The organism is Bradyrhizobium tunisiense (assembly GCF_042263385.1).
Taxonomy (GTDB): Bacteria; Pseudomonadota; Alphaproteobacteria; order Rhizobiales; family Xanthobacteraceae; genus Bradyrhizobium; species Bradyrhizobium tunisiense.
Genome location: NZ_JBHLEV010000001.1, coordinates 1,511,792 through 1,537,240, shown reverse-complemented (window position 1 = coordinate 1,537,240; position 25,449 = coordinate 1,511,792). Strand labels below are relative to the sequence as shown.

At 65.0% G+C, this 25,449-nt stretch carries 25 protein-coding genes; 11 read left to right on the top strand and 14 right to left on the bottom strand.

Annotated elements, in window-relative coordinates; translation table 11 throughout:
* Nucleotides 1-41: 41 nt before the first annotated feature.
* The 7 genes from sucD to ACFDR6_RS07215 form a co-directional block, all read right to left on the bottom strand.
* The gene (gene sucD / locus ACFDR6_RS07245; protein WP_212082051.1) at nt 42-926 is read right to left on the bottom strand and encodes a succinate--CoA ligase subunit alpha; all 885 of its coding nucleotides are present in this window, start codon (nt 924-926) and stop codon (nt 42-44) included.
* A 33-nt stretch (nt 927-959) separates the two neighbouring features.
* Nucleotides 960-1,439: a DUF1579 family protein gene (locus tag ACFDR6_RS07240; protein WP_375857861.1), complete on the bottom strand. Its 480-nt coding sequence runs from the start codon at nt 1,437-1,439 to the stop codon at nt 960-962.
* Nucleotides 1,440-1,443: 4 nt separating this feature from the next.
* Nucleotides 1,444-2,643, bottom strand: coding sequence for an ADP-forming succinate--CoA ligase subunit beta (gene sucC, locus ACFDR6_RS07235; RefSeq protein WP_212082061.1), 1,200 nt, complete (start codon nt 2,641-2,643; stop codon nt 1,444-1,446).
* Between the two features lie 205 nt (nt 2,644-2,848).
* Nucleotides 2,849-3,817 carry a malate dehydrogenase gene (gene mdh, locus ACFDR6_RS07230; RefSeq protein ID WP_008145224.1) on the bottom strand — a complete coding sequence of 323 codons (969 nt, stop codon included), beginning with the start codon at nt 3,815-3,817 and terminating at the stop codon, nt 2,849-2,851.
* A 242-nt stretch (nt 3,818-4,059) separates the two neighbouring features.
* Nucleotides 4,060-5,244: a cell division protein ZapE gene (gene zapE / locus ACFDR6_RS07225; RefSeq protein WP_375857860.1), complete on the bottom strand. Its 1,185-nt coding sequence runs from the start codon at nt 5,242-5,244 to the stop codon at nt 4,060-4,062.
* Nucleotides 5,245-5,455: 211 nt separating this feature from the next.
* Nucleotides 5,456-5,992, bottom strand: coding sequence for an RNA 2',3'-cyclic phosphodiesterase (gene thpR, locus ACFDR6_RS07220; protein ID WP_194405433.1), 537 nt, complete (start codon nt 5,990-5,992; stop codon nt 5,456-5,458).
* Between the two features lie 173 nt (nt 5,993-6,165).
* Nucleotides 6,166-6,810 (bottom strand): arylesterase, encoded by a 645-nt coding sequence (locus ACFDR6_RS07215; protein WP_375857859.1) that lies wholly within the window; start codon nt 6,808-6,810, stop codon nt 6,166-6,168.
* Nucleotides 6,811-6,865: 55 nt separating this feature from the next.
* Between ACFDR6_RS07215 and ACFDR6_RS07210 the strand changes: the two genes are divergently transcribed.
* From ACFDR6_RS07210 to ACFDR6_RS07195, 4 genes are all read left to right on the top strand, one after another.
* A complete protein-coding gene (locus tag ACFDR6_RS07210; protein WP_212082074.1) occupies nt 6,866-7,585 on the top strand; it encodes an ABC transporter ATP-binding protein in 720 nt (239 codons plus the stop codon).
* Complete coding sequence (locus ACFDR6_RS07205) at nt 7,582-10,152, top strand: ABC transporter permease (protein ID WP_212082076.1); 2,571 nt, start codon at nt 7,582-7,584, stop codon at nt 10,150-10,152. Before ACFDR6_RS07210 ends, ACFDR6_RS07205 begins: the two co-directional genes overlap by 4 nt.
* A gap of 280 nt (nt 10,153-10,432) precedes the next feature.
* A complete protein-coding gene (locus ACFDR6_RS07200; RefSeq protein WP_212082078.1) occupies nt 10,433-11,224 on the top strand; it encodes a Bax inhibitor-1/YccA family protein in 792 nt (263 codons plus the stop codon).
* A gap of 227 nt (nt 11,225-11,451) precedes the next feature.
* Entirely contained in the window at nt 11,452-11,979 is a 528-nt protein-coding gene (locus tag ACFDR6_RS07195) for a GNAT family N-acetyltransferase (RefSeq protein ID WP_212082080.1), read from the top strand.
* 113 nt (nt 11,980-12,092) lie between these two features.
* Here the strand turns inward: ACFDR6_RS07195 and ACFDR6_RS07190 are convergent, their stop codons facing one another.
* The 3 genes from ACFDR6_RS07190 to acnA all read right to left on the bottom strand — a co-directional run bounded on the left by ACFDR6_RS07190 (nt 12,093) and on the right by acnA (nt 16,779).
* Nucleotides 12,093-12,461, bottom strand: a complete 369-nt coding sequence (locus ACFDR6_RS07190; protein WP_212082082.1) for a DUF2794 domain-containing protein — start codon at nt 12,459-12,461, stop codon at nt 12,093-12,095.
* Between the two features lie 586 nt (nt 12,462-13,047).
* Nucleotides 13,048-13,824, bottom strand: coding sequence for a DUF1223 domain-containing protein (locus ACFDR6_RS07185; RefSeq protein ID WP_375857858.1), 777 nt, complete (start codon nt 13,822-13,824; stop codon nt 13,048-13,050).
* Nucleotides 13,825-14,058: 234 nt separating this feature from the next.
* Nucleotides 14,059-16,779, bottom strand: a complete 2,721-nt coding sequence (gene acnA, locus ACFDR6_RS07180) for an aconitate hydratase AcnA (protein ID WP_212082091.1) — start codon at nt 16,777-16,779, stop codon at nt 14,059-14,061.
* Nucleotides 16,780-17,021: 242 nt separating this feature from the next.
* Between acnA and ccmA the strand changes: the two genes are divergently transcribed.
* The 5 genes from ccmA (at nt 17,022) to ACFDR6_RS07155 (ending at nt 20,243) form a co-directional block, all read left to right on the top strand.
* Entirely contained in the window at nt 17,022-17,624 is a 603-nt protein-coding gene (ccmA, locus tag ACFDR6_RS07175) for a heme ABC exporter ATP-binding protein CcmA (RefSeq protein ID WP_375857857.1), read from the top strand.
* A 280-nt stretch (nt 17,625-17,904) separates the two neighbouring features.
* Nucleotides 17,905-18,573 carry a heme exporter protein CcmB gene (gene ccmB / locus ACFDR6_RS07170; protein ID WP_061880182.1) on the top strand — a complete coding sequence of 223 codons (669 nt, stop codon included), beginning with the start codon at nt 17,905-17,907 and terminating at the stop codon, nt 18,571-18,573.
* Between the two features lie 106 nt (nt 18,574-18,679).
* A complete protein-coding gene (locus tag ACFDR6_RS07165; protein WP_212082102.1) occupies nt 18,680-19,474 on the top strand; it encodes a heme ABC transporter permease in 795 nt (264 codons plus the stop codon).
* A complete protein-coding gene (gene ccmD, locus ACFDR6_RS07160) occupies nt 19,471-19,653 on the top strand; it encodes a heme exporter protein CcmD (RefSeq protein WP_212082104.1) in 183 nt (60 codons plus the stop codon). The genes ACFDR6_RS07165 and ccmD overlap by 4 nt, the downstream gene beginning before the upstream one ends.
* Entirely contained in the window at nt 19,650-20,243 is a 594-nt protein-coding gene (locus tag ACFDR6_RS07155; protein ID WP_212082106.1) for a DsbE family thiol:disulfide interchange protein, read from the top strand. Before ccmD ends, ACFDR6_RS07155 begins: the two co-directional genes overlap by 4 nt.
* 64 nt (nt 20,244-20,307) lie before the next feature.
* Here ACFDR6_RS07155 and ACFDR6_RS07150 read toward each other — a convergent pair whose 3' ends face one another.
* From ACFDR6_RS07150 to ftsY, 4 genes are all read right to left on the bottom strand, one after another.
* Nucleotides 20,308-20,964, bottom strand: a complete 657-nt coding sequence (locus ACFDR6_RS07150) for a hypothetical protein (RefSeq protein ID WP_375857856.1) — start codon at nt 20,962-20,964, stop codon at nt 20,308-20,310.
* Nucleotides 20,965-21,000: 36 nt separating this feature from the next.
* Entirely contained in the window at nt 21,001-21,504 is a 504-nt protein-coding gene (locus ACFDR6_RS07145) for a hypothetical protein (RefSeq protein WP_375857855.1), read from the bottom strand.
* A gap of 226 nt (nt 21,505-21,730) precedes the next feature.
* Nucleotides 21,731-22,333 carry a septation protein A gene (locus ACFDR6_RS07140; protein WP_375857854.1) on the bottom strand — a complete coding sequence of 201 codons (603 nt, stop codon included), beginning with the start codon at nt 22,331-22,333 and terminating at the stop codon, nt 21,731-21,733.
* Nucleotides 22,334-22,335: 2 nt separating this feature from the next.
* Nucleotides 22,336-23,280 carry a signal recognition particle-docking protein FtsY gene (gene ftsY, locus ACFDR6_RS07135; protein WP_317241878.1) on the bottom strand — a complete coding sequence of 315 codons (945 nt, stop codon included), beginning with the start codon at nt 23,278-23,280 and terminating at the stop codon, nt 22,336-22,338.
* Between the two features lie 47 nt (nt 23,281-23,327).
* Between ftsY and ACFDR6_RS07130 the strand changes: the two genes are divergently transcribed.
* Together ACFDR6_RS07130 and ACFDR6_RS07125 are read left to right on the top strand one after the other, a co-directional pair.
* Nucleotides 23,328-24,029, top strand: a complete 702-nt coding sequence (locus ACFDR6_RS07130; RefSeq protein WP_317244039.1) for an RluA family pseudouridine synthase — start codon at nt 23,328-23,330, stop codon at nt 24,027-24,029.
* Between the two features lie 218 nt (nt 24,030-24,247).
* Nucleotides 24,248-25,357 carry a DUF2336 domain-containing protein gene (locus tag ACFDR6_RS07125; RefSeq protein ID WP_375857925.1) on the top strand — a complete coding sequence of 370 codons (1,110 nt, stop codon included), beginning with the start codon at nt 24,248-24,250 and terminating at the stop codon, nt 25,355-25,357.
* The last annotated feature ends 92 nt before the right edge of the window (nt 25,358-25,449 follow it).

The following is a 25,449-nucleotide window of genomic DNA, read 5'->3' as shown; positions in this document are numbered from 1 at the left end:
TTTGCTGCGAAACTTCGCCCGGAAAAGTACGAAGAAGTGAATTAGCTTTTCAACTTTTCGGCAAGCGTATGGCCGAGCCGCGCCGGCGAGGGTGACACTGTAATCCCTGCCGATTTCATCGCCTCGGTCTTGGAACCGGCATCGCCTTTGCCGCCCGAAATGATCGCGCCGGCATGGCCCATGCGGCGGCCGGGAGGCGCAGTGACGCCGGCGATGAAGCCGACCATCGGCTTCTTGCGGCCGCGCTTCGCCTCGTCCTTGAGGAACTGGGCGGCGTCCTCCTCGGCGGAACCGCCGATCTCGCCGATCATGATGATGGATTCGGTCTTGGGGTCGGCGAGCAGCATTTCCAGCACGTCGATGAACTCGGTTCCCTTGACCGGGTCGCCGCCGATGCCGACCGCGGTGGTCTGGCCGAGGCCTTCCTGGGAGGTCTGGAACACGGCTTCATAGGTCAGCGTGCCGGAGCGGGAGACGATGCCGACCGAGCCGGTCTTGAAGATGTTGGCGGGCATGATGCCGATCTTGCACTCGCCGGCGGTCATGACGCCCGGGCAGTTCGGCCCGATCAGGCGCGACTTGGAGCCGGCCAGCGAGCGCTTCACACGCACCATGTCGATGACGGGAATGCCCTCGGTGATGCAAACGATCAGCGGGATCTCGGCGTCGATGGCTTCGCAGATCGCGTCCGCCGCGCCCGGCGGCGGCACGTAGATCACCGACGCGTCGGCGCCGGTCTTCTCACGCGCATCGCGCACGGTGTCGAACACCGGCAGGCCCAGATGCGTCGAGCCGCCTTTGCCCGGCGAGGTGCCGCCGACCATCTTGGTGCCATAGGCGATCGCGGCCTCCGAGTGGAAGGTGCCGTTCTTGCCGGTGAAGCCCTGGCAGATGACCTTGGTGTTCTTGTCGATCAGGATGGACATGAGGTCTGCTTTCGCGAACTAACGAGTGAGAGGTCAGTGGATGCGGCGGTAGACGCCGGTGAGCACGTCGGCCCAGCCTTCCGCGTCCGGCGAGAACTGGATCTTCAACGAGTAGGAATCCTCATTGATGATTTCGTAGACGTGGCGCGCATTGCCGCGGAGCGAACCGCGCACCAGCGTCAGGGTCTTGCCGACCCACCCGCCGGAAGCGGGCGAGGGTGGCGTGTAACCGAGCGAATCGTACCAGAACAGTTTGTAGGTCCGGTCGTCGCGATCGAAGGTGAAGATGCCGTGGGTGGCGAAGATCTGCTTGCCGGCGCGCATCTGGACGCTGTCCTGGATCAAGTAAAATCCATTGAGATCCATGCGCGCGACAGTGCGCGAGGTGGCCGGCCCGCCCGCATTCCAGCGCGACGGGAAAACCACCTCTTCGCCATCCCATTCGCCGGCGAACGCGGACAGACGCGCGTGCTCGGCGAGCGGAGATGATGCGGCAAGATGGTCCTGGGCCATGGCCTTAGCCTCCCTTGACGGCCTTCACGATCTTCTGCGCGGCGTCGTCGAGATTGTCGGCCGGCACCACGTTCAGGCCGGACTCACGGATGATCTTCTTGCCGAGCTCGACATTGGTGCCTTCGAGGCGGACCACCAGCGGCACGCTGAGGCCGACTTCGCGCACGGCGGCCGTGACGCCCTCGGCGATCACGTCGCACTTCATGATGCCGCCGAAGATGTTGACGAGGATGCCCTTCACGTTGGGATCGGCGGTGATGATCTTGAAGGCGGCTGCGACCTTCTCCTTGCTGGCGCTGCCGCCGACGTCGAGGAAGTTGGCGGGCGACATGCCGTAGAGCTTGATGATGTCCATCGTCGCCATCGCAAGACCGGCGCCGTTGACCATGCAGCCGATATTGCCGTCGAGGGTGACGTAGTTGAGATCGTATTTCGACGCCTCGATTTCCTTGGCGTCTTCCTCGGTCAGATCGCGCAACGACACCGCGATCTCGGGATGGCGGAACAGGGCGTTGTCATCGAACGACACCTTGGCGTCGAGGACGCGGAGCTCGCCCTCCTTGGTGACGACGAGCGGATTGATCTCCAGCATCGACATGTCCTTGGCGACGAAGGCGGAGTAGAGCTGCGCGGTGAGCTTCTCGGCCTGCTTGGCAAGGTCGCCCGACAGGTTCAGCGCCTTCGCAACGGTGCGGCCGTGATGGCCCATGATGCCGGTGGCGGGATCGACCGAGAAAGTGACGATCTTCTCGGGCGTGTTGTGTGCGACGTCCTCGATGTTGACGCCGCCTTCGGTCGACACCACGAAGGAGACGCGCGAGGTCTCGCGGTCGACCAGGATCGAGAGGTAGAATTCCTTGTCGATGTTCGATCCGTCCTCGATGTAAAGACGGTTGACCTGCTTGCCGGCGGGACCGGTCTGCACGGTCACCAGCGTGGCGCCCAGCATCTGCTTGGCGAATTCGTTGACCTCTTCGACCGACTTGGCGATGCGGACGCCGCCCTTGTCCCCCGCGGACGCCTCCTTGAACTTGCCCTTGCCGCGCCCGCCGGCATGGATCTGGCTCTTCACCACCCAGACCGGGCCGGGAAGCTGTCTTGCGGCGGCGTCGGAGTCCGAGGCCTTGAGAACCGCTACGCCGCGCGAAATCGGAACGCCGAATTCATGCAGCAGCGCTTTGGCCTGATATTCATGGATATTCATTTGGTCGCTCCCTGAACCCGCGGGCGGTGACCTCTTGGGCCCACCTCAGTCTTGTGGCTGGCATACCATATACCACAGGAACTGCAACCCGGATTCTTTGACATCGATCTCTGGACTGCCGAACCGGGACCTGTCCGGACAACCGGGCCCCGGAAATGAAACCGCCGAAGACCGGGTTTCGGTCTTCGGCGGGGATTGTTGCGCCTTAGCGACCGAGAAGATCGGGGGCGATCTTCTTGCAGGCGTCGACCAGACCCTGCACCGCGCCGACCGACTTATCGAAGGCCTCGCGGTCCTTGCCGGCGAGCTCGATCTCGACGACGCGCTCGACGCCCTTGGAGCCGATCACCACGGGCACGCCGACATACATGTCCTTCACGCCGTATTCGCCGTTCAGGTACGCGGCCGAGGGCAGCACGCGCTTCTTGTCACGCAGATAGCTCTCGGCCATTGCAATCGCGGACGCGGCCGGTGCGTAGAAGGCCGAGCCGGTCTTGAGCAGATTGACGATCTCGGCGCCGCCGTTGCGGGTGCGGTCGACGATCTCGTCGAGACGCGCCTGCGAGGTCCAGCCCATCTTGACGAGGTCGGGCAGCGGGATGCCGGCGACGGTGGAATACTTCACCAGCGGCACCATGGTGTCGCCATGGCCGCCGAGCACGAAGGCGGTGACGTCCTCGACCGAGACGTTGAACTCGTCGGCGAGGAAGTAGCGGAAGCGCGCCGAATCCAGCACGCCGGCCATGCCGACGACCTTCTTGTGCGGCAGGCCGGAAGCCTTCTGCAGTGCCCAGACCATCGCGTCGAGCGGGTTGGTGATGCAGATGACGAAGGCGTCGGGCGCGTACTTCTTGATGCCGGCGCCGACCTGCTCCATGACCTTGAGGTTGATGGAGAGGAGGTCGTCGCGGCTCATGCCGGGCTTGCGCGGCACGCCGGCGGTTACGATGCAGACCTTGGCATTGTCGAGCGCCTCGTAGGAATTGGCGCCGGTGTAATGCGCGTCAAAACCGTCGACCGGCGAGGACTGCGCGATGTCGAGCGCCTTGCCCTGCGGCACGCCCTCGGCGATGTCGAACATCACGACGTCGCCCAGTTCTTTCAGGCCGATGAGGTGAGCCAGCGTTCCGCCGATCTGACCGGAGCCAATCAAAGCAATCTTGTCGCGCGCCATGTGAGCCTGTCCTTTAGACACGTAAGGAGGGGAAAACTGAGAGGGTGGTTATCCTTTTCGCCTCCCCCGTTCAAGTCGCCGGATGCCCATTTGTCGGGCTTGGCGCAGCCTCGGGCACGCAAGCCAGTCATTCCGGGGCGTCGCGAAGCGACGAGGCCGGAATCCATACTCCCAACGTGGTTATGGATTCCAGGCGCGCGACTTTCGTCGCGCTCCGGAATGACAGCGCTGGCAAATAGGACTTAAGTCTCCACCAGACCCTTGGTGGAGCCGCTGGCAGTGGAATCCTTGCGGCCGTGAGCCAGCGCCAGATAGGATTCCGAGCTCATTTCGATCAGGCGCGAGGCGGTGCGCTTGAACTCCATGGCCTCAACGCCCTCATGGGCGAGGTAGAGCGAGATCGGATTGGCGTCGGCCGACGCCATCAGCTTCACGGCATTGTCATAGAGCGTGTCGATCAGCGTGATGAAGCGCTTGGCGGCATTGCGCTGGGAGAGATCCATCACTGGAATATGGTCGACCAGGATGGTGTGATAATCGTGCGCCAGCCTGAGGTAGTCCGATGCCCCCAGCGGCTTCTCGCAGAGGTCGGCGAACGAAAACCGTGCCACGCCGTGAGCCGAGCACGGCACGTGCAGGATCCGGCCCTTGATCGAAATATCGCGCGACCTGCATTTGGCGCCGCCCGACATCCGCGACCAGGCGCGGTCGAGCGCTGCGTCCGCATCAGCGCCCGCCGGCGTCAGCCACATCGGCACGCCCTGGAGCTTCTCCAGCCGGAAGTCGGTGCGCGCATCGAGCCGCGCAACGTCCAAGTGGTCGGTGATCTGCTTGATGAAGGGCAGGAACAGCGAGCGGTTGAGGCCGCCCTTGTAGAGATCGTCGGGGGCGACGTTGGAGGTCGCGACCACGACGGTGCCGAGCTGGAACAATTTGGCGAACAGGCGCCCGAGGATCATCGCATCCGCGATGTCGGTGACGTGGAATTCGTCGAAGCAGAGCAGCCAGCTCTCCTCGAAGATCGCATTCGCGGTCAGCGCGATGACGTCGCCGTCGGCGATCTCCCCGCGCGCGATGCCCTGGCGATAGTCGTAGATGCGCTCATGCACGTCGGCCATGAATTCGTGGAAATGCGCGCGCCGCTTGTGCTCGACGGTCGAGTGCTGGAAGAACAGGTCCATCAGCATGGTCTTGCCGCGGCCGACCTCGCCATGGATGTAGAGCCCGCGCGGCGCCTCGTCCTTGTCGCTGCTGAACAGGCGGGCGAGCAGGCCCTGCTTGCGTTGCGGCGTATAGCTTGCGAGCCGCTGGTCGAGCACCGCATAGGCCTCGGCGACCTCGGCCTGCGCGGCATCCGGCTCGATCGCGCCGGAGGCGATCTGGGCCTGATAGGCTTCGCTGAATGGGGAACTTGGGGTCGAGAGCATGGCCCTTTACCGCCAGAGACGGACGGAAATTGCAAGCCGTCAATTGGGGGACGGGGTATGCGCATTCGTGTCCCGGACGCGCTGCAGCGCCCTTGCGCTGCTGCGCAGAGCCGGGACCCATCGTTTCGTTCATCGCCTCCGTGGAGCGATGGGCCCCGGCTCAGCAGCGCACCACGTCGTGGCGCGCTGCGTCCGGGGCACAAGAGCAGCGCTACTCACACAGCTCGTAGGCGTCCTCGACCACATACGGCCCGCCGCCGGTGGAAGCCCGCGATGAGAACAGCACAAAACGCTCCGCCATGAACGCCTTGCTCGGGAAGTAGCCGCGCAACGAGAGATAATCGGCGACGTCGCGGTCGGTGGCGTCGTGCAGCCGGGCCAGCGTGACGTGCGGGATGAACTTGCGCCCCTCCGGGTTGAGACCGATCCGCTGCATCATGCGTTCGAGCTCGGCCTGCAACTCCATCAGCGGCTTGCTCGGTGCGATGGTCGCAACGACTGCGCGCGGTTTGCGGCCGCCAAAACTCGTCAGCCCCTGCACCTTCACCTCGAACGGCTTGCGATCGACGCGAAACAGCATCGAGGCGATCTCGTTGGCGGAGACGCCGTCGATATCGCCGATGAAGCGCAGGGTGACGTGATAATTTTCGGGATCGATCCACCGGGCGCCGGGAAGGCCACCCCTCAAGTTGGAAAGCGACTGGCCGATCTCGGCCGGAATTTCCAGACCCGTGAACAAACGCGGCATCGTTTCGCACTCCCGATGCTTGGGTACGATCCTTCGAGCAGGATCATATCCAAATTAGAGCCGGCGACGAATCACCGGTACCCTGATTCCTATCGCAGTTGTGTGACTCTGCGAAGCATCGCGCGCCCTACCCCGGTAAAACCCTGGGTATGAAGGTTGGCGCTGCCTGCGCTTCAACTTCGTTGCCCAGCGATCGTGCCAATGAATGCCTCCACGGTGGGCATGATCCTGCCAACGATGATGTCGACGCCTTCAGCGGTCGGATGAATGCCATCGGGCTGGTTGAGCTTGGCATCGGCGGCGACGGCATCGAGGAAGAAGGGATAGAGCGGCACGTCGAATTTCTGCGCGAGCTCCGGATAAATCGAATTGAAGCGCGCGGCATAATCGGCGCCGTAGTTGGGCGGCGCCAGCATGCCGCACAGCATCACCGCGATCTTGCGCGCCTTGAGCCGCTGGATGATGTCGGTGAGCGCGGCCCGCGTCAAATCGGGATCGATGCCGCGCAGCGCATCGTTGGCGCCGAGCTCGACGATGACGCCTTCGGTTCCCTCGGGCACCGACCAGTCGAGCCGGTCGCGGCCGCCGGAGGTGGTGTCGCCGGACACCCCGGCATTGGTCATGTCGACGGCTATGCCTTTGGCCTTCAAGGCTTTTTGTAGTTTCTGGGGGAACGCCTCCTGGGCCGGGAGGCCAAGACCGGCACTCAAGGAATCGCCGAGAACCACCAGCTTGATCGGCTTGGCCGCCGGCTGTGCCTGTGCCGACGCGCTTGTCGCAATCGTCATCAAAGCGAGCATCAACACGGCTATGTGCATGAACAATCGGTAACGCCTCTCGACCGCGCTATCGGAGTTGCCATATGACCGGACCATGGACACTCGCATCGAACCCTCTTCGCTCGCCGCTGCCGCGGACACCATCGCCATTTCCAACGTCAATCTCTCATTGGGTACGGGCGCGGCACGCGTTCACATCCTCAAGGATATCAGCTTGCGGGTCGCCTCGGGCGAGACGATCGGGCTGATCGGCCCGTCAGGCTCGGGCAAATCCACGCTGCTGATGGTGATGGCGGGGCTGGAGCGTCCTGATAGCGGAGAGGTGGTGGTCTCTGGCACGCCTTTCAATGCCCTCGACGAGGACGCGCTGGCCCGCTTCCGCGGCCGCCAGGTCGGCATCGTCTTCCAGTCCTTCCATCTGATACCGACCATGACGGCGCTGGAGAACGTCGCGGTGCCGCTCGAACTCGCCGGCAATCCGGACGCCGCCAAGCGCGCGGCGCAGGAGCTGCAATCGGTCGGGCTCGGCGATCGCCTGCATCATTATCCGACGCAGCTCTCGGGCGGCGAGCAGCAGCGCGTGGCGCTGGCCCGCGCGCTGGCGCCCGATCCCGCCATCCTCGTCGCGGACGAGCCGACCGGCAATCTCGACGAGGCCACGGGAAAGCAGATCGTTGATCTCCTGTTCAGCAAGCATGCCGAGCGCGGCATGACCTTGGTGCTGGTCACGCATGATTCCTCGCTCGCGCATCGCTGCGACCGCGTGATCCGGCTACGCTCGGGCCGCATCGACACGCAGTCGGCGCCGGCATGAGCACGGCGGTCGAATCCTTCGCCAAGCCGGGCGGCGTCGCGCTGTCGCTGCGTTATGCGCTGCGCGAATTGCGCGGGGGCCTGCGCGGCTTCTATGTCTTCATCGCCTGCATCGCGCTCGGCGTGATGGCAATCGCCGGCGTCGGCTCAGTGTCGGCCAGCCTCTCCGACGGCCTTGCCCGCGAGGGCCGCACGCTGCTCGGCGGCGACGTCTCCTTCGTGCTGTTCCAGCGCGAAGCGAAACCTGAAGAGGTCGCTTTCCTGCGCTCGCGCGGCACCGTGTCGACCGCCGCCACCTTGCGCGGCATGGCGCGCGCGGCCGATGGCCAGCTCGCGCTGGTCGAGATGAAGGCGGTCGACGACACCTATCCGATGCTCGGCCAGCTCAAGCTTGCGCCGCAGCTGGCGATGCCCGATCTGCTTGCGGAACGTGACGGCGCCTTCGGCGCGGCCGCCGATCCGACGCTGCTGGCGCGGCTGTCGCTGAAGACCGGCGATCGCGTCACCATTGGCGCAGCGACCTTCCAGATCCGCAGCACGGTCGAAGCCGAGCCGGACAAGCTGGCCGGCGGCATCGGCTTCGGACCGCGGTTCCTGATCAGCGAGGCGGGCCTGCGCGCCACCGGCCTGATCCAGCCCGGCAGCCTGGTACGCTGGGTGTACCGGGTGAAGCTGCCTGATGCCACGAACAGCGAGCGCGCCACCGAAGCCTTCATCGCGGATGCGCGAAACGCAGCGCCGCAGGCCGGCTGGGAGATCCGCAGCCGCTCCAACGCGTCGCCGCAGCTCGAGCGCAACATCAGCCGGTTCACTGAGTTCCTGACCCTGGTCGGCCTCGCCGCGCTGCTGGTCGGCGGTGTCGGCGTGGCCAATGCCGTGAAGAGCCATATCGACCGCCGGCTCGAAGTGATCGCGGCCCTCAAGGCTGTCGGCGCCACCGGGCGCGACGTCTTCGGCATCTATCTGGCGCAGGTTCTCCTGCTGGCAGGCATTGGCTCGATCATCGGCCTCGCGCTCGGCGCCGCCATGCCCTTCGCCATCGTCGGCCTGTTCGGCAAGCTGCTGCCGCTGCCGGTGGTGCCGGCCGTGCATGTCGGCGAGCTCGCGCTGTCCTTCGTCTATGGCCTTTTGACCGCGCTCGCCTTCGGCCTGTGGCCGCTCGGACGGGTGCATGACGTGCCGGTGGCCGCCCTGTTCCGCGACACCATCAGCTCCGAATGGCACCGGCCGCGCCTGGGTTACCTCGTATTCATGGGCGTCGTGATCGCGCTGCTCGTCGCGGTCGTGATCGGGCTCTCGTTCGACAAGCGCATCGCCGCGGTGTTCGTGGCGTCCTCGGTCGTCGTGTTCGCTTTGCTGCGCGGCATCGCCGTCCTGCTGATGGGAACCGCCCGCCGGTTGCCGCGAACGCGGCTGCCGATGCTGCGTCTTGCGATCGCCAACATCCACCGCCCGGGCGCGCTGACGCCCTCGGTCGTGCTGTCGCTGGGCCTCGGGCTCGCGGTGCTCGTCACCATCACGCAGATCGACGGCAATCTGCGCCGGCAGTTCCTCGCAGCCCTCCCCGATCAGGCGCCCTCGTTCTTCTTCATCGACATCCCGAGCCCGCAGGCCGAGCAGTTCGACCTCTATCTGCGCCAGATCGCGCCGGGGGCGAAGGTCGAGGACGTGCCGATGCTGCGCGGACGAATCGTCGCGGCGCGGGGCGTTCGCGCCGAGGAGCTCAAGCCGACCACCGATTCCGAGTGGGTGCTGCAGAGCGATCGCGGCCTGACCTACACCGGCGAACTGCCGAAGGGTTCCAAAGTGGTCGAGGGCGAATGGTGGAGCGCGGACTATTCCGGCCCGCCGCTGGTCTCGATGGAGAAGAAGATCGCCGACGGATTGGGCCTCAAACTCGGCGACGAGATCGTGGTCAATGTGCTCGGCCGCGACATTCCGGCCAAAATCGGCAATCTGCGCACCATCGACTGGCAGGGACTCGGCATCAACTTCGTTCTCGTGTTCTCGCCGAACGCCTTCAAGGGCGCGCCGCATACCCATATCGCAACCCTGACCGAAGCCGGCGGCAATGCGGCAGGCGACGGCAAGATCATCAAGCAGGTCGCCGACGCCTATCCGATGGTGACGAGCGTGCGGGTGCGCGAGGTGATGGAGACGGTCGGCTCGGTGGTGACCAATCTGGCGCTGGCGATTCGCGGCGCGAGCGCCGTGACCCTGATCTCGGCGATCCTGGTGCTGGGCGGGGCGCTCGCCGCCGGCCATCGCCACCGGGTCTATGATGCGGTGATCCTGAAGACGCTGGGCGCGACGCGACTGCGGCTGCTGGGCGCCTATGCGCTCGAATATCTCCTGATCGGGCTCGCCACCGCATTGTTCGGCGTGATCTCCGGCAGCATCGCGGCCTGGATGATCGTGACGCGGGTGATGACGCTGAGCTTCGTCTGGCAGGCCGGCAGCGCGGCGGGCGTTGTGATGGCCGCCCTGGTCGTCACCGTCGGGCTCGGGCTCGCCGGCACGCTGCTGGCATTGAACAAAAAGCCCGCGACGGTGTTGCGGAATTTGTGACAAATTGAAGCGGCTGGCCGCGGGGGCGCGGAATCGCACGATTCCCGGGATTAACCACGACTGCTCGTCAGGCTCGCGTCAGGATTGCCGCGGAGGGCGACATTCAGCCGCGCGTGGAAGGTTGCAGCGAATGTGTTAGTTTCCCACATATCGAGTGGGTTCGGAGCCCCGATTGTTAGCCAGAATTTAGTCGGTTTGCATCGGTATCCGAGATAGAATTTGACGAACCGGCGGCGTGGCGACCCTCATGCCGGACGGACCAACCAACGGGAATTCGACCATGTCGGACCTAGACCGTAACTACGCTTCTCCTTTCGGCAGGGCCGCCGGGCGTGTTGACGCCGCGACGGTCGATGCCGGCCTGCGCGCCTATATGCTGCGCATCTACAACTACATGAGCATTGGCCTGGCCATCACCGGCCTGGCCGCGCTCGGCGTCTACATGGCCGCCGTGACCGACGTTCCGACGGCGGACGCGGTTCGCGTCGGCAAGCTGTTCCTGACGCCGTTCGGCTATGCGATGTTCGTGAGCCCCCTCAAGTGGCTGTTCATGCTGGCGCCGCTCGCGATGGTGTTCGTGATCTCGGCGGGCATCAACCGTCTCGCGCCTTCGACCGCCCAGATCCTGTTCTGGGTGTTCGCGGCACTGATGGGTATCTCGCTGTCGTCGATCTTCCTGGTGTTCACGCACACCTCGATCGTGCGGGTGTTCTTCATCACCGCGGCGACCTTCGGTGCGCTCAGCCTCTACGGCTACACCACCAAGCGTGACCTGACCGCCATGGGCTCATTCCTGTTCATGGGCCTGATCGGCATCGTCATCGCCAGCCTGGTGAACCTGTTCCTGGCGAGCTCGATGCTGCAGTTCATCGTGTCGGTGGTCGGCGTGCTGGTGTTCTCGGGCCTCACCGCCTGGGATACGCAGCGGCTGAAGAACGACTACATCTACGGCTATTCCTCGGCCGGCGGTGAGGTCGCGGAGCGTGCAGCCATCACCGGCGCGCTGTCGCTGTACCTGAACTTCATCAACCTGTTCACGCTGCTGCTGCAGCTCCTCGGCCAGCGCGAGTAAGCGACGGATCAGAGTGAACGACATGAACCCCGGCCGAAAGGCCGGGGTTTTTGTTTGGGGTACGGTTGCCTCAGACACCGTCATTGCGAGCGCAGCGAAGCAATCCGGGAGTGCCTCCGCGGAGACAGCCTGGATTGCTTCGTCGCGAGAGCTCCTCGCAATGACGGGATATGGGGTTGCGCCGAGGCCCCTTCCGGCCGCCGCGGGAAGGCTCTAATCTCGCCTCCATGTCCGCACCTGAAATCAGGCCCACGACCGAGGCCGACCTTCCCGCCATCACCGCCATCTACCAGCAGGCCGTCCGCGAGGGCACCGCGACGTTCGAGCTGGAGCCGCCCGACCTCGCAGAGATGACGCGCCGCTATCGCGTGCTGATCGAGGGCGGCTATCCCTATTTCGTCGCCATGCTGGAAGGACGCGTTGCCGGCTATGCCTATGCCGGTGCCTACCGTCCGCGCCCGGCCTATCGCTTCACGGTCGAGAACTCGATCTATCTCGATCCCTCCTTCCATCGCCGCGGTGTCGGCTCAAAGCTGCTGGAGCGGCTGATCACGGAATGCGAGGCGCGCGGCTTCCGCCAGATGATCGCGGTGATCGGCGATTCCGCCAATGCCGGCTCGATCGGCGTGCACACCAAAGGCGGCTTCAAGATGATCGGCACGCATCCCAATGTCGGGTTGAAATTCGGCCGCTGGCTGGACACGGTGATGATGCAGCGCGACCTCGGCGAGGGCGCAAGCACGGTGCCGAAATAGCTGCGCTCTCGTAGGGTGGGCAAAGCGTAGGCGTGCCCACCATCGCTGCGATAGAGAAAGGACGTGGGCACGGCGCGTCGCGCCTTTGCCCACCTACGTCGCCACTCGAGACGTCACACCACCGCCAGCTTGCGATCGATCACCAGCAGCACGCGTTCCAACTCGTGACCGCGGCGCAGGATCAGGCCGGTCGCCGAGATCACGCTGTACATGCCCTGCTTGCGCGCCAGCCGCGGATCCTTCTCGATGCGGTAGATCGGCACTTCCGAGGCACGGCGATAGACAGAGAACACGGCGCGGTCCCTGAGGAAGTCGATGGCATAGTCGCGCCATTCGCCGTCGGCGACCATGCGGCCGTAGAGATTGAGAATGCGGTGCAGCTCGAGCCGGTTGAACGTCACCCGGTTCAGTTGCGTCGTCGCAGCGGCGGGACGCGCCGCCGCCCGCTGCTCGCTCGGATCAGCATCCTCCGACAGACTCATGGGAAGCGCGCCTCCTCGTCGCACGGCATGATCGCGTCCGCGAAAACCGTCCCCGGAGCCGCGGATCATGACGGTGATATGATTGCGCCAACCGTTCCCCGCCGCAAGACCTGTTGATGGAACTCGCCTGCTCAACTTGTCGGAATCGGGCACACGCAGGAGTGGAACTTCCTCGCGGCAAACCGTCACGGGATCGTTAGCAGGAATCATACTCTCGCCGCTTTTCCGCCCAGCGACTGCCGCCCTGCATTGCGAAAAGACTGAGGTGCGTTGACCCGGTCCTTTCGGTTCCGGATTCCTCAGCCCCCAGCCCCCCGGGGTCGAACAGGATCGGGTCTGTACGCGCAACAAGGAGGGCCAACGCAAGTTGGTCCTTTTTTGTTTGTGTCGGATGTTCCTGCCAACGCACCTTCTCTCCGGGAAGCCCGAAGACTGTCTCCCCTCATCCTGAGGGCCGCGCTTTTCGCGCGGCGTCCCGAAGGATGGAAGGCCCGGTTGCATCTGCGGGGCCTTGCATGGTTCGAGACGCGCGCAAGGGCGCGCTCCTCACCATGAGGGTCGAGAGCAGAATGCGCTGATCAGAAAATCAATGCAGCGACGTGTACGCCGCGCCCAGCATCGGGCCGGGCTTGTCCCGAGTTCCGTCCTGGATATAGACCACCGCGCCGTCGACGCCGTCGCGCGTGAGGTTCTCGATCGGCACCGTCCAGCTTTCCGAACGCCCGGTCCAGTCACCGACCTTGAGCACGTTGCGCACCACATTATGATAGGTGACCTGCTGCCCGCGATTCTCGCCGCGGGTGATCGCGATCGGCACCGACCTGGCGATGGAGCAGATCCAGACCTCGCCCTGCGAGACTGCCGGCTCCTTGCTCGCGGCCACCGACACGTTGATCTGCTTGCCGGCGAGCGACATCGTCACCGGCACGCTCATCACGCCCTTACCCGGGTCGGACTTGCGGATCGCGTTCTCGATGCCCGCACGATCGCTGCCGACGACATGGGTGGAGCCGTTGACCACGACCTGCGGCGTGTAGACCTCGCGGTCACCGCGCACGCGCGAATACGCACGCTGGCGTGCAGAGAAGCGCGAATCCGCCAGCGTGTCCTTCCAACCGAGATAGTCCCAATAATCGATCGGCATGCTCAGCGCGATGATCGACGGGTCTTTGGACAGATCACCGATGATCTGGTCGGCGGGCGGACATGAGGAGCAGCCCTGTGAGGTAAACAATTCGACAACGGCGCGGGGATCAGCCTGTGCAGGACGGATGACGGCGACGATCGCACAGATGCCGATAGCTCCCGACCAGAGGGCACCGGACCAACGTGAAACCAGATGAGAAGCCGTCATTGTTGTCATGTCGAACGCCGCACACCATTGCTCGTGGAAAGGGAGATCTTATCGCCGGATGGTCACCGTAGTCTTACGGGGCGCGGTACACTCGACCGTCCAGGCCAACCGCCAAAGGGAGGTTTTCCGCCGGGAGGGCCCATCTGGAGCATGCCGCAAACGCACGAAGGCGGCCTTGTGATAGGCCGCCTTCATCTAACCTTCTACTCACTTCGCAGTGAGCCATGGTTCACAAATCCGCGCTTACGCCGCGAGTTTGCGCAGCACATAGTGCAGGATGCCGCCGTTGCGGTAGTAGTCGAGCTCGTCCAGCGTATCGATGCGGCAGAGCAGCGAAACGCGCTGCAATGAACCGTCGCCGGAGACGATCTCCGCGGTCAGCTTCTGGCGCGGCTTGAGGTCGCCGACCAGTCCGCGCAGCGTGACCTTCTCGTCGCCCTTCAGACCGAGCGACGACCACGAGGTGCCTTCCTCGAAGGTCAGCGGCAACACGCCCATACCGACCAGGTTCGAGCGATGGATGCGCTCGAAGCTCTGGCAGATCACGGCGCGCACGCCGAGCAGACGCGTGCCCTTGGCAGCCCAGTCGCGCGAGGAGCCGTTGCCGTATTCGGCACCGGCGAACACCACCAGTGGCACCTGCTCCTGCTGGTACTTCATCGCGGCGTCGTAGATCGACATCTGCTCGCCGTCGGGCCAGTGCTTGGTGAGACCGCCTTCCGGAATGTTGCCGTCGGCGCCCTTCAGCATGAAGTTCTTGATGCGGATGTTGGCGAAGGTGCCGCGCATCATCACTTCGTGATTGCCGCGGCGCGTGCCGTACTGATTGAAGTCGGCGGGACGCACCTGATGCTCGCTGAGATATTTGCCCGCGGGCGAGGTGAGCTTGATCGAGCCTGCCGGCGAGATGTGGTCGGTCGTGATCTTGTCGCCGAACATGGCGAGGATGCGCGCCTCGACGATATCGGTGACCGGCTCCGGCTCCTTCTTCATGCCGTCGAAATAGGGCGGGTTCTGCACGTATGTCGAAGACATGTTCCAGCGATAGGTCTCGCTCTCGACGGTCTTGATCTTGCGCCAGTTGGTGTCGCCCTTGAACACGTCGGCATACTTCTTCTTGAAGATCGACGCGGTCACGAACTTCTTCATGAAGGCGTTGATCTCCTTGGTCGTCGGCCAGATGTCCTTCAGGTACACCGGCTTGCCGTCCTTGCCCTCGCCGAGCGGCTCGACCGCGAGGTTCTTGGTGACGCTGCCCGCGAGCGCGTGGGCGACGACCAGCGGCGGCGAGGCCAGATAGTTCGCCTGCACGTCAGGCGAGACGCGGCCTTCGAAATTGCGGTTGCCCGAGAGCACGGCGGCGGCGACGATGCCGTTGTCGTTGATCGACTTCGAGATCTCCTCGGGCAGCGGACCGGAATTGCCGATGCAGGTGGTGCAGCCGAAGCCGACCAGGTTGAAGCCGACCTTGTCGAGATCCTTCTGCAGGCCAGAATCGGCGAGATAGCCCGCGACGACCTGGCTGCCCGGGGCGAGCGAGGTCTTCACCCACGGTTTTGCTTTCAGGCCCTTCGCCGCGGCGTTGCGCGCCAGGAGGCCCGCACCGATCAGCACGCTCGGGTTCGAGGTGTTGGTGCAGGAGGTGATGGCGGCGATCACGACGTCGCCATGGCCGATCTCGAAGTCCTTGCCCTCGACGGCAAAGCGCTTGTTGGGCTCCTCGGCCTTCTTGTATTCAGTGCCGAGCGCGAGCGAAAAGCCTTCGGCGACCGACGGCAGCGCGATGCGGCCTTCGGGGCGCTTCGGACCGGCCATCGACGGCACGACGTCGGCAAGATCGAGCGTCAGCGTTTCCGTGAACACCGGATCGGGCGACTTGGCGGTGCGGAACAGTCCTTGCGCCTTGGCATAGGCCTGCACCAGCGCGACGCGCGGCGCCGCGCGGCCGGAGGTCTTGAGGTAGTCGATCGCGGCGGCGTCGACCGGGAAGAAGCCGCAGGTCGCGCCGTATTCGGGCGCCATGTTGGCGATCGTCGCCTTGTCGGCGACGGAGAGATTGTCGAGGCCGGGGCCGAAGAACTCGACGAACTTGCCGACCACGCCGAGCTTGCGCAGCATCTGCGTCACGGTGAGCACGAGGTCCGTCGCGGTGACGCCTTCCTTCATCGCGCCCTTCAGCTTGAAGCCGACGACGTTGGGCAGCAGCATCGACAGCGGTTGGCCGAGCATGCAGGCTTCCGCCTCGATGCCGCCGACGCCCCAACCGAGCACGGCGAGACCGTTGACCATGGTGGTGTGGGAATCGGTGCCGACCAGCGAATCGGGATAGGCAACCTCGAAGGTGCCGGTCTTCTTGCCGACCGTCATCTTCTCCTTCTTGGTCCAGACCGTCTGGGAGAGATATTCGAGATTGACCTGGTGGCAGATGCCTGTGCCGGGCGGCACCACGGAGAAGTTCGAGAACGCCTTCTGGCCCCACTTCAGGAACTCGTAGCGCTCCTGGTTCTGCTTGTATTCCTCGGCGACGTTCTTGCCGAAAGCCTTGTTGTCGCCGAAGAAATTCACGATCACGGAGTGGTCGATGACGAGGTCGACCGGCACCAGCGGATTGATCTTCTCGGCATCGCCGCCGAGCTTCTGCATCGCGTTGCGCATCGCGGCAAGGTCCACCACCGCGGGCACGCCGGTGAAGTCCTGCATCAGCACGCGTGCCGGACGGAACGCGATCTCGTGCTCCAGCGATTTCTTGCGCAGCCATTTCGAGACGGCGACGATGTCCTCTTTCTTGACCGAACGCCCGTCCTCATTGCGCAGCAGATTCTCGAGCAGGACCTTCATCGAATAGGGAAGTTTGGAAATTCCCTTCAGACCATTCTTCTCGGCCGTAGGCAGGCTGTAATAGACATAGGTCTTGGCGCCGACCTTGAGGGTCTTTTTGCATTTGAAGCTGTCGAGCGAGGTCATGTAGGAAATCCCAATTGTTAGTTATACCCGGCAGGGTATTTTAACACCGTCAGCGCATCTAGGCTGGGCCGCTTGCAGGGGCAGGTTGAGTTGCTGCATCAAGTAGTTCCGGGCTTATAGAAGCTTTCTAACCGCGCCGCCACAGCCACAATCGTGCCGCAGCAATTCGCGAGCCAAAAATTCCCATGCGCTACCCCAAGTTTTCCTGAGGCCCGGCTTTGAGTGACTTGAAACGAGGCGAGATGCAGCTCTCCGGACAGGGGGTTGCCTGCGTGCGCGGCGGCCGCGAGGTGTTTGCCGGGCTCGATTTCGCGGCCATGTCGGGCGAGGCCGTGGCGGTCGTCGGCCGCAACGGATCGGGCAAGACCTCGCTGCTGCGGCTGATCGCGGGCCTGCTCGTTCCGGCCGGCGGGACGATCGCGCTGGAGGGCGGCGATGGCGAGCTGACGCTGCCCGAGCAGTGCCACTATCTCGGCCATCGCGATGCCTTGAAGCCGGCCCTCAGCGTGGCGGAAAATCTGGCATTCTGGGCCGATTTTCTCGGCGGCGAGCGCCTTGACGCGGCCGAGAGTCTCGCCATCGTCGGGCTCGACCATGCTACCCATCTGCCCGCCGGCTTCCTGTCCGCCGGCCAGCGACGTCGACTGTCGCTGGCCCGCCTGTTGACCGTCCGCCGCCCGGTCTGGCTGCTGGACGAGCCGACCAATGCGCTCGACGTGGCCGGCCAGGACATGTTCGGCGGCCTGATGCAGGAGCATCTCGCCCGTGGCGGGATGATCGTGGCGGCGACTCATGCTCCACTCGGGATCGAGGCCCGGGAGCTGCGGATCGGGGGTGCGGCGTGACGTGGCACGACCCTCAGCTTTCCAAGCGGCCGGGCCCCGCCCTGTCCGTTCCCTCCTCCCTTGCGGGGTCCGAGGCGAGCAAGGCTCGCTCTCGTGGTCAGGGAGGGGTGTGCCACACGACGCGCGCTCTCGATTCAAGCGCTTGGGAAGACCTCCACAGACGGACATCTCGCCCGGGGCTACCCCTGTCCCCCGCCCTCTCCCGCAAGGGGGGAGGGAGCGCACCGTTCTCGCGGCGTCAGCCCGATCTCCATGGCCGCACCGCAGGAAGAGCCGCCTCATGACCGCCCTGTCCGCCCTCATTCGACGGGACATCCGGATCGCGCTCCGCGTTGGCGGCGGGGCACTGATCGGCGTCCTGTTCTTCCTGACCGTGGTGGTGCTGATGCCGTTCGCGGTCGGGCCGGATCTGGCACTGCTGTCGCGGCTGGGGCCGGCCATTCTCTGGCTCGGCGCGCTGCTGGCGAGCCTGCTCACCCTCGACCGGCTGTTCATGGCCGACCATGAGGACGGATCGCTCGACCTGATCACGATGAGCCGGACGCCGCTGGAACTCGCCTGCGCCGCCAAGGCGCTGGCGCATTGGCTGGCTGCCGGCCTGCCGCTGATTGTCGCAACCCCCGTGCTCGGCCTGCTGCTCAACCTCGACATGGTCGCGACCGGCGCTGTGGCGCTGACGCTGCTGGCAGGAACGCCGGCGCTGACCTTTACCGGCATGATCGGCGCGGCACTGGCGGTGACGCTGCACCGCGGCGGGCTGCTGATGGCCGTGCTGGTGCTGCCGCTGTCGATTCCCGTCCTGATTTTCGGCGTGGCGGCGTCACAGGCCGTCATCGTCGGCCCCATGACGTTCGGCGCGCCGTTCTCGATCCTGTGCGCGCTGTCCCTGGTCAGCCTCGTGGTCGGCCCCTTCGCAGCCGCAGCGAGCCTGCGGCATGGACTTGACTGAGATGGGCCCGATTGAGAGAGGCTCGGCTGACCTTGACCCCGATCAACTTTCGTCCCCGGCTTTCGTGCTGATTGCCTGAGCGGCCACCGATGATTATCAGGGTACCATGTCACTGATCGACCTCGCCAACCCGACCCGGTTCCTCGCGCTGACGGCGCGGGTGTTGCCGTGGCTCGCGGCCGCGACCGTCATCCTGCTCGCGATCGGCCTCTACCAGTCAGCCTACGCGCCGGACGACTATCAGCAGGGCGCGACCGTCAAGATCATGTTCATCCACGTGCCCAATGCCTGGCTGTCGATGTTCGTCTGGGGCGTGATGAGCATCGCATCGCTGGGCACGCTGGTGTGGCGTCATCCGCTCGCCGACGTCGCCGCCAAAGCCGCAGCGCCGATCGGGGCCGCCTTCACCTTCCTCGCGCTGCTCACGGGCTCGCTGTGGGGCCGGCCGATGTGGGGCACCTATTGGGAATGGGATGCGCGGCTCACCTCGGTGCTGATCCTGTTCCTGATGTATCTCGGCCTGATGGCGCTGTGGCGCGCGGTCGACGATCCCTCGCGCGCGGCACGCGCCGCCGCGGTGCTGACCCTGGTCGGCGCCATCAACCTGCCGATCATCAAGTTCTCGGTCGACTGGTGGAACACGCTGCACCAGCCGGCCTCGGTGATGCGCATGGGCGGATCGGCCCTCGACAAATCGTTCCTGATTCCGCTGCTAGTGATGGCGCTCGCATTCACGCTGCTGTTCGTCACGCTGCATCTGGCCGCGATGCGCAACGAGATCCTGCGCCGCCGGGTCCGCTCCCTGCAGATGATGCAGGCGAGCCGTGTGGCGTTCTCGAGCGAGGCGGGCTCCGGTTCGCGCGGACAAAGCGCGTCGAAAGAAGTTGGGGCCGCAGGATGATGTCGCTCGGTCCCTATGCATCCTTCATCGTGACGTCCTATGCCGCAGTGGCCGTCGTGGTCGCGATCCTGATCGGCTGGATCGTGCTCGACTACCGCAACCAGACGCAGCGCCTGCGCGAGCTCGACCGCAGCGGCATCACCCGCCGCTCCGGCCGCAGCGCGGTGGATGCGTCATGAGCGATCAATCGACCTCCGCGCCGCCGCAGCGCCGCACCTTCCTGATGGTGCTGCCGCTGATCGCCTTCATTGCCCTCGCGCTGCTGTTCTGGTTCCGGCTCGGCAGCGGCGATATCTCGCGAATTCCGTCCGCGCTGATCGGTCGTCCGGTGCCGCAAACCGTGCTGCCGCCACTCGAGGGATTGCAGGACAACGGCGCGCCGGTGCCGGGACTCGATCCCGCCGCCTTCAAGGGCAAGGTCAGCCTGGTCAATGTCTGGGCGTCCTGGTGCGTGCCGTGCCATGACGAGGCCCCGCTCCTGACCGAACTGGCCAAGGACGAGCGCTTCCAGCTGGTCGGCATCAATTACAAGGACGCCGCGGACAATGCGCGCCGCTTCCTCGGCCGCTACGGCAACCCGTTCAGCCGCGTCGGCGTCGATGCCAACGGCCGCGCCTCGATCGAATGGGGCGTCTACGGCGTGCCGGAGACCTTCGTCGTCGGGCGCGAAGGCACCATCGTCTACAAGCTGGTCGGCCCGGTCACGCCACAGAACCTCAAGACCGTGCTGATGCCGGAGCTGGAGAAGGCGCTCAAGACAGGAGGCTGACTCGAGCGCGACGAGATTCTGGATCACGCTCTAGCGGGGCGGACAAGCCGCTCCGCGGACGCGTTCACCACACCTTGTCGCGACGATCGCTTGAGTTCGCGTTGCCTGCGAGCAGGCCGGCCACGGCGTCCCAGCCCTTCTCGAAGATATGGCCGACCTTGTGGCCGAAGGAATGGCCGGGTCGCAACCGCGGCGATTCCAGAATGTGCGTCAAATGCCGGTGGTCGCCCGGAATGGTGTTGATCTCCGCGGTGACGGCAGCCTGGACGGCCGCCATCAGGTCATCCAGACGCTGGGCCCAGCCGGACCCTTGAAGCTCGATCTGCGTTCTCAGCGCCTCCTCGATCCGATAGATCTCGCCGACGATCTCCTTGGCCCGCACCGGGCGGTTGTTCCTGAGGGCAAACAGCAGGAGGAGACGCTTCTCCTCGACCTGATCGAGCACCATCGAAACCGCAAGCGCGAAGGGCCCCTCCGCGATCCGCGCCGCAGCCCGGTCGTCGGCCGGAGCGGTCGCGACCGACAGCAGCTCCCAGGGGGATTCCAGACGCTTTGCGAGGATTGTGAGCGCGAACGGCACGGCATCGACGCGCCTGGCCTTGAGCGCGCTCAACAGACCGAGCGCCTTGTCGAGGCCGGCGCCCTCGAGCCGGGTAATCTTCGGCGCAAGGGCACGGCCAAAATCCTCGAGCTCCCGTTGCAGTTCGAGGTAGCGCAGCATCTTCTTGAGGTCGTCGAATGTCGCATGCGAGCTGGTTTAGGCCATCAGCCCATCGCGAATGCCGGCTGCGCCCTCGGCAGAACCCAGCTGGCCGATGAGAGAGGTCAGGACCTTCTTGCGGAACGCCTGGGCCATCTGCCGCGCCTCGGGCTGCTTGCCGGCAGAGATGGCCTTCGTCGCACTGGCGACGTAGTCCGCCGCCATGCTGCGCAGCAATTGCTCGGTCACGAGGCTCCAGATCGGCGCGAGCGATCCACGGGCGATCTGGCCGCTATTGGCCCGTTCCGGCGCGCCGTCCACCAGAACCGGCTCGAGCGGCTCGAAGAAGTAGCGCGAGGGATTTCCGACGCGATAATGGTTCTGGCCCGTGTTGCGAAACTCGGCTCGCAGCGCCGCCACCAATGGCTCGGAATGCGGAATGTCCTCGCCGAGGAGATGTAGCCGTTCCAGTTCGGCAAGCAGGCGGCGCCGGACCTGCGGAGCGAGCTGCCGGAGGTACTGAATCAGGTGTTCAGCGGCGTGATCCTGTTTTGCGCTCACCACCGGCCCCTCCGGCGTGCCATCATCTCTTCACGACCAAAAGGCTATCGCCTGCGATCTTTCAGGCAAGGTAGAGAGCTGAACAATCTCAGCTTGCGGTTACAGAGCAATGAAGAACCCTGTCGGCTTCGTCGCTCAACCCGGTCGATTGCGACCAGCAGGCCGCGCGAAGTGCACGTCAGCGTGAATATGCGGGCCGGCCGACGGGCTCAGCCCGGAGCTGGCGTCACCCCTTCGTGACGTCCCCCGCCTCGGCCTCGCTCGCCTCCAGCGACGCCGGTTCGAGATGATAGCGCTTGATCAGCGGCATCTGAATCACGCCGAAGATGGCGGTCAGCGGCAGGACGCCGAAGACCTTGAAGTTCACCCAGAAATCCGTGCTCTGGGTGCGCCAGATGATCTCGTTCAGCACCGCCATGCCGGCGAAGAACAGCGCCCAGCGCAGCGTCAGGATGCGCCAGCCCTGCGGCGTCAGATTGAACACCTGGTCGAACATCACGGCGATGAAGGAACGGCCGAACAGCAGGCCGCCGCCAAGGATCGCGGCGAACAGGCCGTAGATGATGGTCGGCTTGACCTTGATGAAGGTCTCGTCGTGCAGCACCAGCGTCAGCGTGCCGAACACCAACACGATCACACCCGTCACGATCGCCATCATCGGGACATGGCGCGTCACCATGTAGGACGCGGCCATCGCCGCCACGATCGCCACCATGAAGGCGCCGGTCGCGGCGAACAGATTGAACTTCGCGTTCACGAAGAAGAACACGAGCAGCGGACCGAGCTCGGTCGCCAGCTTGAACAGCGGATGCGGCTGGGTCTTGTCCATCTCTAGCTTTCGATTCCGGCAATGGCACGGGCGAAATCGCGCGCGGTGAACGGCGCGAGATCGTCGACGCCCTCGCCGACGCCGATGAAATGCACCGGCAGTTTGAATTTTTCCGCGAGCGCCACCAGAATGCCGCCGCGCGCAGTGCCGTCGAGCTTGGTCATCACGAGGCCGGTGACGCCGGCAGTGCGGTGAAAGGCCTCGACCTGCGACAGCGCGTTCTGGCCGACGGTGGCGTCGAGCACCAGCAGCACCGCATGCGGCGCGGTGTCATCCACCTTGCGGATGACGCGCACGACCTTTTCGAGCTCGTTCATCAGCTCGGCCTTGTTTTGCAGCCGCCCGGCGGTGTCGATCAGGAGCACGTCGATGCCCTGCTCCTTCGCCGCCGTCAGCGCGTTGAAGGCAAGGCTCGCCGAATCCGAGCCCTGCGCGCCGGCGATGACGGGCGTCTTCGTCCGCTCGCCCCACACCTTGAGCTGCTCGATGGCTGCGGCGCGAAACGTGTCGCCGGCGGCCAGCATCACCTTGCGGCCTTCGGAGGCAAATTTTTGCGAGAGTTTTCCGATGGTCGTGGTCTTGCCGGAGCCGTTGACCCCGACCACCAGAATCACGAACGGCTTCCTGGCCGTGTCGATCTCGAGCGGCCTCGCCACCGGCGCCAGCACCTTCTCGACCTCGGTCGCGACCACGTCCTTGACCTCGTCCGCCGAGATCGCCTTGTCATAACGGCCGGTGCCGACGGCATCGGCAATCCGGACCGCGACGGAGGTGCCGAGATCGGCGCGCAGCAGCACGTCCTCGATGTCATCGAGCATGGCGCGGTCGAGCTTGCGCTTGGTGACGAGGTCGGCGACCGCGGTCCCGAGCGAGGACGAGGTGCGCTTCAGCCCGTTGGACAGGCGGCGCCACCAGCTCAGCTTGGGGGTCTCGGAGGTATCGTTCATGGCGGGGGTGTGTTAGCCGTTCCGGCGATTAAACGAAAGTCTTGCAATTGCTCGATGTTCCCGAACTGACCGCCGAGGAGATTTTGTCGCGCGTGCTCCATCGCGACGGGCTGATGCTGGTCATCGACAAGCCGTCGGGCCTGCCGGTGCATCGCGGCCCGAAGGGCGGCGCCAATCTGGAGGCCTCGTTCGACGCATTGCGTTTCGGCCTGCCGCGGCCGCCGGTGCTGGCTCACCGGTTGGACAAGGACACCTCGGGCTGCCTCGTGCTCGGCCGCCATCGCAAGGCCACCGCTTCGCTCGGCCTGCTCTTCAAGCACGGCAAGATCGGCAAGACCTACTGGACCGTGGTCGAGGGCGGCCCCGCCGAGGACGAGGGCATCATCGACATGCCGCTCGGCCGGCTCAACGCCGAGCGCGGCTGGTGGCAAAAGCCCGATCCGGAGGGGCAGAAGGCGATCACGAACTGGAAGGTGATGGGCCGCGGCGACGGTCTGACTTGGCTCGCCATGGAACCGGTCACCGGCCGGACCCATCAATTGCGGGTGCATTCGGCAGCGACCGGCTGGCCGATCTTCGGCGATAACATCTACGGCAACGGCCCGCGGTTCGGCGAGCCGAAGCTGCACCTGCATTCCCGCGAAATCGTGGTGCCGATCTCCCGGAACAAGGAACCCGTCCGCGTCGTGGCGCCGGCCCCGCCCCACATGCACGAAAAGCTCAGGGCCTGCGGGTGGAACGGGGAATAGCCCAGCCGCCCAACCCTCATGGTGAGGGGCGCGTCAGCGCCTGTGGCGATCTTCGAGACGCCCGCTTCGCGGATTCCTCAGGATGAGGAGCAGTGGTCGGGGAGAGTGCGCAGTGCCCGGCTACCGGTCCATGGTTTACCAAACCTTCAGTGCTCGCCTCTAATGATTGCGGTTGCTTAGAACAAGCTTCCGTAACCGCTCAGGACGAGCGAGGCGTGATGTCCAAGGCCGAGCTATCGATCATCGACGAGGTCGAATCCGCCATTCGAGCAGGCTCGGCGGAAAAGGGCCTGGAGACCGCCCGGCGCGTCACCGTTCTGTTCCTGTCCTCCGCCGGCAGTTTCGACGACGAGCAGATCGCGCTGTTCGACGAGGTGCTCGAGCGCCTGATCGGCACCATCGAGCTGCGGGCGCTTGCCGACATGGGTGCACGGATCGCGCTCGCCGAGATCAGCGCACAACTGGCGCCGATTGCACAGGCGCCGCCCTCGGTGATCCGCCGCCTCGCCAGCAATGACGAGATCCGCATCGCCGGTCCCGTGCTGCAGGAATCCGCCCGTCTCGACGACGGCGAGTTGGTGAAGATCGCATCATCCAAGGGCGAGCCGCATCTGCTCGCGATGGCCGGCCGCTGGTGGCTGAAGGAGATCGTCACCGACGCGTTGCTGGCGCGCCGCTACCCCAGTGTCAGCCGGCGGCTCGCCGCCAATCCCGGCGCGCGCGTCTCCGGAAACGGCTTCGCCGTCATGGTCGCCCAGGCCGAGTCGGATTCCGAACTTGCCGTCAGCGTCGGCGTCCGCGTGGACCTGCCGTCGGAGCTGCGCCGCCGGTTGCTGCACTCGGCGACCGATGCCGTGCGCGCCCGCCTGCTGTCGCGCGCGCCGCCTCATCTGTTCGAGGAAATCCAGAGCGCGATCGCGGCCACCGCCGTCGGCATCGAGCGCGAGATGTCGGCCGTCCGCGATTTCGAAGGTGCCAAGCGTGCGATTGCCATGCTCAAGGCAACCGGCCAACTGAGCGAGGCAACGCTGTTCGGCTTCGCCACGCAGCGCCGCTATGAGGAGACCGCCGCCGCCCTGGCGGCGCTGTCCGGATCGACCGTCGAGGTCATTCGCCCGCTGATGCAGAGCCTGCGCGATGACGGCCTGCTGGTGGCGTGCAAGGCGGCGCAGCTCAACTGGGAAACCACCACCGCCGTACTCGAAAGCCGCTTTGCGACCGGAGCCATGAAGCCGGCGGATCTCGCGCGCGCGCAAGCTCACTATGCGCACATGACACTGGATAATGCGCGGCGCACGCTGCGATTCTGGCAGGTGCGGGCGTCGTAAGGCGCGTGCTGGTTTTGGAACACACTGCATCCCACCCCCGGGGTCGTCTCTGCGCACACAGGGACCCATAACCACAGGAAGCAGTTTGGCGA